The sequence below is a fragment of the Pseudomonas fluorescens genome (assembly GCF_002837185.1).
GTDB classification, from domain to species: Bacteria; Pseudomonadota; Gammaproteobacteria; order Pseudomonadales; family Pseudomonadaceae; genus Aquipseudomonas; species Aquipseudomonas fluorescens_AM.
On the sequence record NZ_KZ477985.1, the window covers coordinates 229,676 to 242,280 of the forward strand.

Genomic DNA, 12,605 nt, shown 5'->3' on the forward strand with positions numbered 1-12,605 from the left:
TTTGTTCGATGTTTACAGAGGGATCCCGGCCTTGACCCGGTATTGATTGCGCACCGGCGTCGCATACTGCACCACCAGGTATGGGCGGTGTTCGGACGGGCATTCGTTCAAGCGCCGCTGCCACTCGGCCTTCGCCTTGGCCAGCTCATCGGCCGGGAATACGTCTTGGGCCTTGGGTACATCCAGTTGCGGGTCGGCATCGTTCCATTGGGCATACGCCAGGTAGTGCACCGGGAACAGCCGATAACCGCCCAGAATCTGCCGGTCCATTTCGGCCGCCAGCAACTTGGTGTCTTCGAAGCGCTCGGTAATCGGTGGCGCGAAATTCACGTGCACCCGGCCTTTGTAGCCGGTGATGCCCAGCGCAATGCTCACGTCATCCTCGCCCGGCGCTTTGCTGTAGGTGCCGGTGGTGGCGCGGATATACAGCTCGCGGGCCTTGGCGGCGTCGCACGGATCATACTCATAGCTGATCGACACCGGCGTCAGGTTCAACGACTGGATGACTTCGGCGAACGGCTCGTCCTTGCGGCTGACGTGGAACATCTTGAGGATTGCCGATTCGGTGCGATCATCCCCATCCTTGGCCCGGCCTTCGGCCTGGGCGATCCAGATCGACTGGCAGTCGTTGCGGATCGAATGGTTGATGTAGGCCGACAGCAACTGGTAGGCCGCCATCTTTTCCTTTCGCCCGGTGATCGAGCGGTGCACGATGAAGCTCTTGTTCAAGCGCATCAGGTCGCTGACAAACGGTTTTTGCAGCAGGTTGTCGCCGATGGCGATACGCGGCGTCGGCAGGCCGGCGTGGTACACGGCGTAATTGACGAAGGCCGGGTCCATCACGATGTCGCGGTGGTTGGCCAGAAACAGGTAGGCGGTGCCGGATTTCAGTTGCTCGACGCCGGTGTAGGTCACGCCGTCAGTCGCGCGGTCGATGGTATGGTCGACGTAATACTCGACTTTATCCTGCAGCGTCGCCACGGTGGTGACGCCGGCGAACTCACGGCGCAGTTTGCGCGCGATCATCGGCTTGAGCAGCCAGCCCAGCGCGCCGGCAAAGCGCGGGAAGCGGAAGTGGGTCAGGATGTCCAGAAAGGCCTTGTCACTGAACAGCCGATCCAGCACTGCCGGGACTTCGCTGTCGTTGTAAGGTCGGATGGTATCGAATTCGCCCATCATGCTCTCTTGTTAGAAACGGCTAGGGTAAGTAAAGGAAATACCAGGGGCGGCGTGAGTAAACGGGCTCAGCCGGAAATAGCCCTGTGAATAGACCGGCGATTATACGCACAAGTCACCTAGGAGACCGCGATGCTGGAAACTGCGCTGTACGATTGTCCTTATTGTGGGGAAACGGTCGAAACGACGGTGGATTTGTCCGGCGGTGATCAGACTTATATCGAGGACTGCCAGGTGTGTTGCCGACCGATCATTTTCAACCTGCAGGTCCATGGTGAAGAGTGGATGCTCGAAACCCGCAGCGAGAATGACTGACAGGAATATCCATGCAGCGAATCTACGAACCGGAAAACCTCATGGAAGGCGAGCTGCTGCAACAGATGCTCGCCAGCGAAGGCATCAAGGCGCACCTGGTGGGCCGCCATTTGCTTGGTGGCACGGGTGAGCTGCCGATCTTCGGCTTGCTGGGACTGGAGGTCGATAATGATCAAGCCGCCTGCGCCCGCGAGCTCATTACCGCCTATAACGACGCGCAGCCGTTGCCCTTTGATGACGCCGACAGCTTGCCCGACGTACTGGTCTGTTAGGCTGTCGGTCGGTTTACCCCAAGAGTCGTGTTGCCCCATGTGTGGACGTTATGCCCTGTTTCGCTGGAACCCCGCCTTTGCTGCCTTGCCGGGTTTCCCGGCCGACCAGCAGGCCCAGTGGAATATTTCCCCCAATGATTCGGTGCTGATCCAGCGCGCCATCGACGGCCAGCTCACCCTGGCGCGCGCGCGTTGGGGCCTTACGCCACCTTGGCTCACCGACCTGTCCCGCACGCCGGCCCATGCCCGCGCCGAAACCGTGGCCGAGCAGCCGATGTTTCGCGAAGCGTTCCGCCAGCGCCGCTGCCTACTGCCGGCCAACGGGTTTTACGAATGGCGCGGCACCCAGCGCAAACGCCCGTACTGGCTGACGCCGGGGGAAGGCTCCACGCTGTTTTTCGCGGCGATCTGGGAAGCGTATCCGGTGCAGGAGCAGGTGTGGTTGAGCACGGCGGTCATCACTCAAGCTGCGCAGGCCCAGCGCCGACCGTTGATTCTGGACCAGGCGGGGCAGGCCGCCTGGCTGGATCCCGAAACGCCGCTGCATGTGCTGCAAAGTCTGCTGGCCGCCGAACCCGCTGCTTTGCGCGAGCGGGTACTGGCCAATATGGTCAACGATCCCAAGCTCAATGGGCCGGAGTGCCTGACCCCGGCTTGAGCCTGAGCGTATCGGCCGGAACGTGAGAGGGATCCGAAATACACCCGTTAAACGTCTGATGTATCTGGCGCCGATACAAATGTGCGCCTACGATACGCGCCATGTTTCCAGGGAGTGTGTTCATGAAGAAGTCATTGGCGGTAAGCGGGTTGGTTGCAGCGATGTTGCTGGCCGGGTGTCAGTCGGTCAACACCACCAGCGGCGGTGCGGTTGGGGTTGAGCGCAAGCAGTACATGTTCAGCATGCTGTCGAGCCAGGAAGTCGACCAGATGTACGCCCAGTCTTACCAGCAGACCCTGGGCGAGGCCAGTGGCAAAGGGGTTCTGGACAAGACCAGCGCCAACGCCAAGCGCGTGCAGGCCATCGCCAATCGCCTGATCGCCCAGGCACCGACCTTCCGCCCGGATGCGGCGCAATGGAAGTGGGAAGTGAACCTGATCAAGAGCGATGAGATGAACGCCAACTGCGGGCCGGGTGGCAAGATCCTGGTGTACAGCGCATTGATCGATAACCTCAAGCTCACCGATGATGAACTCGCCGCCGTGATGGGCCATGAAATCGCCCACGCCTTGCGTGAGCACGGCCGCGAAGCCATGTCCAAGGCCTACGGTATCGAGATGGCGAAGCAGGGCGCCGGGGCAATATTCGGACTCGGCCAGGACAGCCTGGCGCTGGCCGATACCGTGGCCAACTATGGCATGACCTTGCCCAATAGCCGCAGCAATGAGAACGAAGCCGACCTGATCGGCCTTGAGCTGGCCGCCCGCGCCGGTTACAACCCGAACGCGGCCATCACGCTGTGGAACAAGATGGCCAAGGCTTCCGAAGGCGCACCGCCGGAGTTCATGAGTACTCACCCGGCTTCGGACAGCCGTATCGCCTCGTTGCAGGCGGCGATTCCGAAGGTCATGCCGCTTTACCAACAGGCCAAGAAGTCCTAGGGCTTGAGCTGCAAGTGGCAAGCTTCAAGCTGTAAGAAAAAGCAATGCTTCTTCTTGCAGCTTTTAACTTGCAGCTTGCAGCTTTTAGCTAAATCCAGCCGCTGCTCTGCATGGCCTTGTACACCGCCACCACCGCCAGTACAAAAAACGCCGTAGCCGCCAGTCGCCGAATCAGGGTCAGCGGCAGCTTCTCTGCCGCGAAATTCCCCGCCAGCACCACCGGCACGTTGGCAATCAACATGCCTAAGGTGGTACCGATAATCACCAGCCACAACTCCGGATACTGGGCCGCCAGCATCACTGTGGCGATCTGGGTCTTGTCACCGATTTCCGCGAGGAAGAACGCAATCAGCGTGGTCAGGAACGGCCCGAACTTGCGCGTGGTGCTGGCTTCGTCATCGTCGAGTTTGTCCGGCACCAGTGTCCACAGCGCCGTGGCGCAGAAGCTCGCCGCGAGAATCCAGTGCAGCACCGCGTCGGAGAAGAAACTCCCGAACCAGGCCCCCACCGCACCGGCAGCCGCATGGTTGGCCAGGGTCGCGGCGACGATGCCGGCGATGATGGGCCAGGGCTTGCGAAAACGAGCAGCGAGAATAAGCGCGAGCAGTTGCGTCTTGTCGCCGATTTCGGCCAAGGCAACGATTGCGGTAGGTACGAGCAGTGAATCCAGCATCAGGTAGGTTTCCAGGGGCGGGTCGACACGGCTATGACACGTACAGCCTTCCCGCCCCGGGTAAGGTGTGCGTGTCATAGGTCTTGTCAAACCCCGGTCCGTCTGTGCGGACTCCTGGGTCGCATACGCCATGGTCTGCTGACCAAGTATGTTGACGTATGCCGGATGAGCGTGGCGCTCATGGGAGACTACTCCCCTAGGACGGAGCGGATTTTGCCTAGGCAAAATCCATTCGGCAAGCCTTCTTTTTCAAAAGCCCGTCAGGGACGCTTGGCCCGGTAGATGCGAAAACCATTGCCCTCGGCCTTGATCGCGCAGATGCCCAGGTGCTCTTCGATCAGCGGCTGGTATTTCAGGAAGCTATTGGCAACCAGACGCAGTTCGCCGCCTTTTGCCAGATGTTTGCCTGCTTTTCGCAGCAGATTTTCCGTAGCGAAGTAATCCGTGTGCACCCCGACATGGAACGGCGGGTTGCTTAAAATCGCGTTCAAGCCCATTGGCGCGGCGTCGATGCCGTCACCGGTCAACACGTGCGCTTGCAGGCCATTGGCTGCCAGGGTCAGGCGACTGCTGGCGGCGGCGAATGCGTCCACATCAAGCAGGGTCACGGTGTTGTGCGGGTAGCGACGTTTTACCGCAGCTCCCAATACGCCGGCGCCGCAACCAAAGTCGAGCAAATGCCCGCTGGGCAGCTTGTCCAGGTGTTCCAGCAACAGTTCGGTGCCACGGTCCAGGCGACCATGGCTGAACACGCCCGGCAGGCTCACCACCTTGAGCGGCCCGTCGACCAGCGGTACCTCGAAGGTCTGCGCCAGGCTATCCAGGTCGGGCGCCTGCGGCGCGTTGCCCACGGTGACCTGCCAGAGCTGGCAGTGCCGCGCGTTATCCAGCTTGCGCGGTTTGCCGAAGGGGATCATCTGCTTGGCGGCGCTTTCGATGCCGGCCTTTTTCTCGCCCACCAGGAACAGCTCGGCGCCGGGCAGGCGCGCGGCCACGGCGTTGAGCAGGTAGTCTGTGAGGTCTTTGGACTTGGGCAGGAAAATCACCGCTGCATCAAATGCGCGCTCGGGCACAGTCACGCCGAACTGGCTGCGCTCGGGAAAACGCGCCTCCAGCGCCGCCTGATCGCCGGCATGCCAGCTCCAGCCGTGGGCATTGGGCAGGCGGCCGAGCAAATCGTCGGCAGGCAAACCAACCAGCAGCAGGTTGCCTTGAAAAAGTTCGGCCTGGCGAAGCAGTACTTCACTGCGCGGATCCATGGTCTGCTCCTTGAAAAGGGGCGCAGTTTAACAACTCACGACGCGCAGCGGGGCGCCGCTGAAAAAGCCTCGGGCGTTTTCCGTCAACTGGCCGACGATGCGCTGGCGCGCTTCGCGACTGCCCCAGGCGTTGTGTGGAGTGACGATCAGCCGAGGAATATCACCGGCCAGCAGTGGGTTGCCATCGACCGGTGGCTCCACGCTCAATACATCGGTGGCCGCGCCGCCCAGGTGGCCGTTGCGCAATGCATCCGCCAGGGCCTGTTCGTTGATCAAGCCGCCGCGTGCGGTGTTGACCACAAAAGCGCCGGGCTTGAGCAGAGCCAGTTCGCGTGCGCCAATAAAGTCACGGGTGTGCTCGTTGAGCGGGCAGTGCAAGGTCAGCGCATCGACCTGCCCGAGCAGTTCATCCAACGGCACGCGGTCGGCGCGGGCAGGGCGCCCGGGAATCGCGCCCAGCACCACGCGCATGCCGAAGGCTTCAGCCAGACGTGCCACGGCGCTGCCCAGTTCGCCATGGCCGAGCAGGCCTAAAGTCTTACCCTCAAGCTCGACAATCGGATAGTCCAGCAGGCAGAACTGCCGGGCTTGCTGCCACTTGCCCGCGGCCACATCGCGCTGATAGTCCTTCAAGCGCGTGGCCAGATTCAGCAGCAGCATGATCGTGTGCTGCGCCACCGAGGGTGTGCCGTAGCCCTGGCAGTTGCTCACGGTGATGCCCCGGGCGCGGGCGGTCTGCAGATCAATGTTGTTGGTGCCGGTGGCCGACACCAGGATCAGCTTGAGCTCGGGGCAGGCCGCCAGGATCTCGGCGCTGAGCGGGACTTTGTTACTGATGGCGACTTGGGCACCCTGCAAGCGTTCGAGCAGATTCTGCGGCGTGGTCTGCTCGAACAGCTGCAGCTCGCTGAAGCAGTCACGCAACCCGCTGAGGTCGAGGTCGCCGAGGTCCAGGGAGGGGTGATCGAGGAAGACGGCGCGGCGCTTGTTCATCATCAACTGTACCTTTTGCGGCGGGGTTCGAAGGCGTAATCTGTTGAGCCTATCAGATGAAATAATCCGTTACTTATTGGAGTGAGCATGTACGTCGCCGAGTTTTTGACCGTGGCCTTGATTCACTTGTTGGCGGTGGCCAGCCCAGGGCCGGACTTCGCCGTGGTGGTGCGTGAAAGCGTGACCCATGGCCGTCGCGCCGGCACGTGGACTGCGCTGGGCGTCGGTTCGGCGATTTTCCTCCACGTCGGTTACTCGTTGCTGGGCATTGGTTTGATCGTGTCCCAATCCATCGTGCTGTTCAATGCACTGAAATGGGCGGCAGCGGCGTACCTGCTGTATATCGGCTTCAAGGCGCTGCGCGCGCAGCCGGCCAAGCCGCCGGTGGAAGGCGAGCTGCATCGCGAGGCGGGCGAGCGCACCCCGCGGGGCGCGTTTACCGCAGGTTTCGTGACCAACGGCTTGAATCCCAAGGCCACGCTGTTTTTCCTGTCGTTGTTCACGGTGGTGATCAACCCGCACACACCGCTGGCGGTGCAGGCCGGTTATGGCGTGTACCTGGCGGTAGCGACGGCGCTGTGGTTTTGCCTGGTGGCCATGCTGTTCAGCCAGCAGCGCGTGCGCGCCGGGTTTGCGAAGATGGGGCATTGGTTTGATCGCACCATGGGGGCGGTGCTGATTGCAATTGGGGTGAAGTTGGCGTTCACGAGCATGAAGTAATCGCTGCCCTTGAGCGGGCACGGTAAAAAATGTGGGAGGGGGCTTGCCCGCGATAGCGTTGGATCAGCTAATACATACTTGGCTGAAATAACGCCATCGGGGGCAAGCCCCCTCCCACATTGGATCTTCATGAGCCCAGGATCATGGCTAAAAGCTAGCATTTGCTGGATGCTGCAAATCATTCCTTTGGCTGATTTGGTTGAAACATAACGTCTCTACAGTGCAGGTCTTCACGCCAAGACCGCGCAGTCATAAAAGGGATTCGTATGTTGCAGACCCGTGTTATCCCACCCGCCGAAGGCGCTTACCAATACCCGCTGTTGATCAAACGCCTGTTGATGTCCGGGACGCGCTACGAGAAGACCCGCGAAATCATCTACCGCGACAAGCTGCGCTACACCTATCCGACCTTGATCGAGCGCGTCGCGCGCCTGGCCAATGTACTGACCGAAGCCGGGGTCAAGGCCGGTGACACGGTGGCGGTGATGGACTGGGACAGCCATCGTTACCTGGAGTGCATGTTCGCCATCCCGATGATCGGCGCGGTGATCCATACCATCAACGTGCGCCTGTCGCCGGAACAGATCCTCTACACCATGAACCACGCCGACGACCGCTTTGTGCTGGTCAACAGCGAGTTCGTGGGGCTTTACCAGGCGATCGCCGGGCAGCTCACCAGCGTTGCCAAGACCTTGCTGATCACCGACGGCGACAGCAAGACGGCCGACCTGCCCAACCTGGTGGGCGAGTACGAAACCCTGCTGGCGGCGGCAAGCCCGACGTACCACTTCGAGGATTTCGACGAAAATTCCGTCGCCACCACCTTCTACACCACCGGCACCACCGGCAATCCCAAGGGCGTGTATTTCACCCACCGCCAGTTGGTGCTGCACACCATCGGTGTGGCGACCATCATGGGCAGCGTTGACAGCGTGCGTTTGCTGGGCACCAACGACGTGTACATGCCCATCACACCGATGTTTCACGTGCACGCCTGGGGCCTGCCCTACGTGGCGACCATGCTCGGTTTGAAGCAGGTCTACCCCGGCCGCTACGACCCCGAATACCTGGTGGAGCTATGGCGCAAGGAAAAGGTCACCTTTTCCCACTGTGTGCCGACCATCCTGCAAATGGTGCTCAATGCCAAGGCCGCCCAGGACATGGATTTCGGCGGTTGGAAAATCGTCATCGGCGGCAGCGCGCTCAACCGTTCGCTGTACGAAGCCGCCAAGGCTCGTGGCATCCAGTTGACGGCCGCGTACGGTATGTCCGAGACCGGGCCGCTGGTGTCCTGTGCCCACCTCAACGCCGAACTGATGGCCGGCAGCGAAGACGAACGCACCACCTATCGCATCAAGGCCGGGGTGCCCGGGCCGCTGGTGGAAGCGGCGATCATGGACACCGACGGCAACTTCTTGCCTGCCGACGGCGAATCCCAGGGTGAGCTGGTACTGCGCGCGCCCTGGCTTACCGAGGGTTATTACAACGAGCCGCAAAAGGGCGCCGAGCTGTGGGCCGGTGGCTGGATGCACACCGGTGATGTCGCCACCCTGGACGCGTTCGGCGTGATCGATATCCGTGACCGCATCAAGGATGTGATCAAGACCGGAGGCGAGTGGATCTCCTCCCTGGCCCTGGAAGACCTGGTCAGCCGCCACCCGGCGGTACGCGAAGTAGCGGTGGTGGGGATTGCCGACCCGCAGTGGGGTGAGCGCCCGTTTGCCCTCTTGGTGTTGCGTGATGGCCATGTGATAGGGGCTCGCGAGCTCAAGGAACACCTCAAGCCCTTCGTTGAGCTGGGCCATTTGAGCAAGTGGGCGATTCCGAGCCAGATTGCGGTTGTTACGGAAATTCCCAAGACCAGCGTCGGCAAGCTCGACAAAAAACGTATCCGTATCGACATCATCGAGTGGCAGGCCAACAACAGCACCTTCCTATCGACCCTCTGACGCCGCGTGCCGTGCCCGTTCGCGGGCGGCAATGCTCTATCTCAGGCCTTTACTTGTGATTTGCCAAATTTCAGCCATCCTTGCCGCGTCGACCTTCGTCGGCGTGGCGAAAGGGTTGGGGCAGACGGGTTGGTGATGCAAATCACACTTTAGAGGGATCAAGCACTACCCCCTGCTGGCTATAGTCCCTTCCAGAGTTTTTCGTGGATGTTGCGCTTCGGGTGAGGGTGGCCCGGTTGTCGCTCGGCATTGGAATCGTTGTATCCCGGCCGTTACATGCATCCTCCGAAAGAGCTCACTGCCATAACAATAAAATGCACATGGAGTAGCGTCGATGACCTCAGTAAACCAGTTCTGGCGCCGGGCACGTCTGCCTCTGGCCGTCAGTCTCGCTTCTACGCTCGCCGGGCCCGCATTCGGCGTCAGTTTCAACATTGGTGAAATCGAAGGGAGTTTCGACTCATCCCTGTCGGTAGGCGCCAGTTGGCGCACGTCCAAGGCCAATCGTGACCTGATCGGTGCCAACAACGGCGGCAGGGGCCTGTCCCAGACCTCCGACGACGGGCACCTGAACTTCAAGCGCGGAGAAACCTTTTCGAAGATCTTCAAGGGCATCCACGACCTGGAACTGAAGTACGGCGACACCGGTGTGTTTGTGCGTGGCAAGTACTGGTACGACTTTGAACTCAAGGACGAAAGCCGTCCGTTCAAGGACATCAGCGACAACAACCGCAAGGAAGGCGCCAAGTCCTCCGGCGGGCAGATCCTCGATGCGTTCGTCTACCACAACTACTCGATCGCCGATGCGCCGGGTTCCGTGCGTTTCGGCAAGCAGGTGGTGAGCTGGGGCGAAAGTACCTTCATTGGCGGCGGTATCAACTCCATCAACCCGATCGACGTCTCGGCGTTTCGTCGTCCGGGGGCCGAGATCAAGGAAGGCCTGATTCCGGTCAACATGTTCTACGTGTCCCAGACCCTCACCGACAACCTGTCGGCCGAGGCGTTTTACCAGTTGGAATGGGACCAGACCGTCACCGACAACTGCGGCACCTTCTTCTCGCAGCCGGACGTGATTTCCGACGGCTGCAGCAACAACCTGCGAGTACTGAACAAGCGCTCGACCATCCCTGCCGCGGCGCTGCCGACCCTGGGCGCGCTGGGTGTGGACGTCAACAGTGAAGGCGTACTCGTGCGCCGTGGCCCGGACCGTGATGCCCGCGACAGCGGCCAGTTTGGCGTGGCCATGCACTATAACTTCGAGCCGCTGGACACCGAATTCGGCGCTTACTTCATGAACTACCACAGCCGTGCGCCGATCTTCAGCGCACAGGGCGCGCCATCGGCGGCCTACACCCGTCCGTTGGGGCCGCTGGGGGCATTGCGTCCGCTGATCGTGGCGGGCAGTTCGAACTACTTCGTCGAGTACCCCGAAGATATCCGCCTCTACGGCCTGAGCTTCTCCACCACCTTGCCCACCGGCACCGCCTGGAGCGGTGAGTTGAGCTACCGGCCGAATGCGCCGGTGCAGTTGAGCACCACCGACATTCTGTTCGCCGGGGTGACGCCGATCCCGGGCTTTGGCAATGCGTCCGTGCTCAAGGGCTCGCCGGGCCAGGACCTGCATGGTTACAACCGCAAGGAAGTGACCCAGTTCCAGACCACTTTCACGCACTTCTTCGACCAGGTGATGGGCGCCAGCCGCCTGACCACCGTCGGTGAAATCGGCGTGACCCATGTGGGCGGCCTCGAAAGCAAATCCCAGGCCCGCTATGGCCGCGACCCGGTATTTGGTCCCGGCACCTTGCCAGGCGGGTTCTGCAACGCCCTCAACAACTCGACCGCAACCGGTGCCGGCCTGCCCAACGCAGCCGGCCTGAACACCAACTGCAATAACGACGGCTACACCACTGCAACGTCCTGGGGCTACCGCGCCCGTGCCATCTGGGAATACCCGGACGTGTTCGCCGGGGTCAATCTCAAGCCCAACGTAGCCTGGTCCCATGACGTCAAAGGTTACTCGCCAGGCCCTGGCGGCAACTTCGAAGAAGGGCGCAAGGCGGTCAGCCTGGGCCTGGATGCCGAATACCAGAACACCTACACCGCGAGCCTGGCCTACACCAACTTCTTTGGTGGCAAGTTCAGCACCGTGGATGACCGCGACTTTGTCGCGTTGAGCTTTGGCGCCAACTTCTAAGCACGCTCTTTTCAAGTGGTATGTATTCAGGAAGTCCAGAACATGAAAATAACTAAAAGTCTGTTGCACGTGGGTGTGCTTGGGCTGTCGATCCTGGCGAGCAACGTCATGGCGGCAGTGTCGGCGGATGAAGCCGCCAAGCTGGGCACCACCCTGACCCCGATGGGCGCCGAAATGGCCGGGAACGCGGCCGGCACCATTCCCAAATGGTCACCGATGCCGGTTAACGCAGGGGCGGTGGATGCCAAGGGTTTCCTGGCCAACCCTTATGCCAGCGAACAACCGCAGTTCACTATCACCGCGCAGAACGTCGAGCAATACAAAGACAAACTGGCCCCCGGGCAGTACGCGATGTTCAAGCGTTACCCGGACAGCTTCAAGATGCCGGTGTACGCTACCCATCGCGGCGCCACGGTGCCGGCTGACGTGTTCGCGTCCATCAAGAAGAACGCCACCACGACCAACCTGGTGTCCGGCGGCAACGGCCTGGAAAACTTCGAGACGGCGGTGCCGTTCCCGATTCCGAAAAGCGGCGTCGAGGTGATCTGGAACCACATCACCCGTTATCGCGGCGGCAGCGTCACCCGTCTGGTGACCCAGGCCACCCCGCAAACCAACGGTTCCTACAGCCTGGTGTACTTTCGCGATCAGTTCGTGTTCCGCGACAAAATGAAGGACTTCGACCCGAAAAACCCTGGCAACGTGCTGTTCTACTTCAAGCAGCAAGTCACCGCTCCGGCGCGTCTGGCCGGTGGTGTGCTGCTGGTTCACGAGACCCTGGACCAGGTCAAGGAACCGCGTTCGGCGTGGGTCTACAACGCCGGGCAGCGCCGCGTGCGTCGGGCGCCGCAGGTTTCCTATGACGGGCCGGGTACGGCCGCCGATGGCCTGCGCACCTCCGACAACCTCGACATGTACAACGGCGCGCCGGACCGCTACGACTGGAAACTGGAAGGCAAGAAGGAAATCTACATCGCCTCCAACAGCTACAAGATCGACGATCCGAAGTTGAAATACGCCGACATCATCAAGGCCGGCCACGTCAACCAGGACCTGACGCGCTACGAGCTGCGCCGCGTCTGGCATGTGGTCGCCACCTTGAAGGAAGGTCAGCGCCACATCTATGCCAAACGTGACTTCTACATTGACGAGGACACCTGGCAAGCAGCGGTGATCGACCATTACGACGGCCGTGGCCAACTGTGGCGCGTTGCCGAAGCCCATGCCGAGAACTACTACGACAAGCAAGTACCGTGGTACGCCCTGGAAACCCTCTACGATCTGCAATCCGGCCGCTACCTGGCCCTGGGCATGAAGAACGAAGAGAAGCAGGCGTATGACTTCGGCTTCACCGCCACCACCAGCGACTTCACCCCGGCAGCGCTGCGCCAGGACGGCGTTCGCTAACCTGCGCTGATACCCCCATGTGGGAGGCGGCTTGCCCCCGATGGCGGC

12 protein-coding genes and 1 riboswitch are annotated in these 12,605 nt (G+C 61.2%); of the genes, 8 read left to right on the forward strand and 4 right to left on the reverse strand.

Annotated features, from left to right (window positions below; all coding sequences use genetic code 11):
* Positions 1-12: 12 nt before the first annotated feature.
* A complete protein-coding gene (locus tag CIB54_RS01175) occupies positions 13-1,176 on the reverse strand; it encodes a 1-acyl-sn-glycerol-3-phosphate acyltransferase (RefSeq protein WP_175413287.1) in 1,164 nt (387 codons plus the stop codon).
* A gap of 132 nt (positions 1,177-1,308) precedes the next feature.
* On the opposite strand from CIB54_RS01175, the gene CIB54_RS01180 reads away from it, so the two are divergent.
* The 4 genes from CIB54_RS01180 (at position 1,309) to CIB54_RS01195 (ending at position 3,362) form a co-directional block, all read left to right on the forward strand.
* The gene (locus CIB54_RS01180; RefSeq protein WP_065951631.1) at positions 1,309-1,491 is read left to right on the forward strand and encodes a CPXCG motif-containing cysteine-rich protein; all 183 of its coding nucleotides are present in this window, start codon (positions 1,309-1,311) and stop codon (positions 1,489-1,491) included.
* Between the two features lie 11 nt (positions 1,492-1,502).
* Positions 1,503-1,763 carry a putative signal transducing protein gene (locus CIB54_RS01185; protein ID WP_065951632.1) on the forward strand — a complete coding sequence of 87 codons (261 nt, stop codon included), beginning with the start codon at positions 1,503-1,505 and terminating at the stop codon, positions 1,761-1,763.
* A gap of 37 nt (positions 1,764-1,800) precedes the next feature.
* Positions 1,801-2,421, forward strand: a complete 621-nt coding sequence (locus CIB54_RS01190; RefSeq protein ID WP_101218240.1) for an SOS response-associated peptidase — start codon at positions 1,801-1,803, stop codon at positions 2,419-2,421.
* 122 nt (positions 2,422-2,543) lie between these two features.
* Positions 2,544-3,362 carry a M48 family metallopeptidase gene (locus tag CIB54_RS01195; protein WP_057724598.1) on the forward strand — a complete coding sequence of 273 codons (819 nt, stop codon included), beginning with the start codon at positions 2,544-2,546 and terminating at the stop codon, positions 3,360-3,362.
* An 88-nt stretch (positions 3,363-3,450) separates the two neighbouring features.
* On the opposite strand, the gene CIB54_RS01200 is transcribed toward CIB54_RS01195, so the two are convergent.
* From CIB54_RS01200 to CIB54_RS01210, 3 genes are all read right to left on the reverse strand, one after another.
* Positions 3,451-4,035: a TMEM165/GDT1 family protein gene (locus tag CIB54_RS01200; RefSeq protein ID WP_016974259.1), complete on the reverse strand. Its 585-nt coding sequence runs from the start codon at positions 4,033-4,035 to the stop codon at positions 3,451-3,453.
* 89 nt (positions 4,036-4,124) lie between these two features.
* A riboswitch (yybP-ykoY riboswitch) is annotated at positions 4,125-4,244 on the reverse strand.
* A 51-nt stretch (positions 4,245-4,295) separates the two neighbouring features.
* Positions 4,296-5,294: a class I SAM-dependent methyltransferase gene (locus CIB54_RS01205; protein WP_101218241.1), complete on the reverse strand. Its 999-nt coding sequence runs from the start codon at positions 5,292-5,294 to the stop codon at positions 4,296-4,298.
* Between the two features lie 27 nt (positions 5,295-5,321).
* Positions 5,322-6,290, reverse strand: a complete 969-nt coding sequence (locus CIB54_RS01210) for a 2-hydroxyacid dehydrogenase (protein ID WP_101218242.1) — start codon at positions 6,288-6,290, stop codon at positions 5,322-5,324.
* Positions 6,291-6,374: 84 nt separating this feature from the next.
* Here CIB54_RS01210 and CIB54_RS01215 point away from each other — a divergent pair, with 84 nt between their 5' ends.
* From CIB54_RS01215 to CIB54_RS01230, 4 genes are all read left to right on the forward strand, one after another.
* Positions 6,375-7,007, forward strand: a complete 633-nt coding sequence (locus CIB54_RS01215) for a LysE family translocator (protein ID WP_101218243.1) — start codon at positions 6,375-6,377, stop codon at positions 7,005-7,007.
* Between the two features lie 266 nt (positions 7,008-7,273).
* Positions 7,274-8,956 (forward strand): fatty acid--CoA ligase, encoded by a 1,683-nt coding sequence (locus CIB54_RS01220; RefSeq protein WP_101218244.1) that lies wholly within the window; start codon positions 7,274-7,276, stop codon positions 8,954-8,956.
* Positions 8,957-9,290: 334 nt separating this feature from the next.
* Positions 9,291-11,150 carry a DUF1302 domain-containing protein gene (locus tag CIB54_RS01225; RefSeq protein ID WP_101218245.1) on the forward strand — a complete coding sequence of 620 codons (1,860 nt, stop codon included), beginning with the start codon at positions 9,291-9,293 and terminating at the stop codon, positions 11,148-11,150.
* 42 nt (positions 11,151-11,192) lie between these two features.
* Positions 11,193-12,557, forward strand: coding sequence for a DUF1329 domain-containing protein (locus tag CIB54_RS01230; protein WP_065951641.1), 1,365 nt, complete (start codon positions 11,193-11,195; stop codon positions 12,555-12,557).
* The last annotated feature ends 48 nt before the right edge of the window (positions 12,558-12,605 follow it).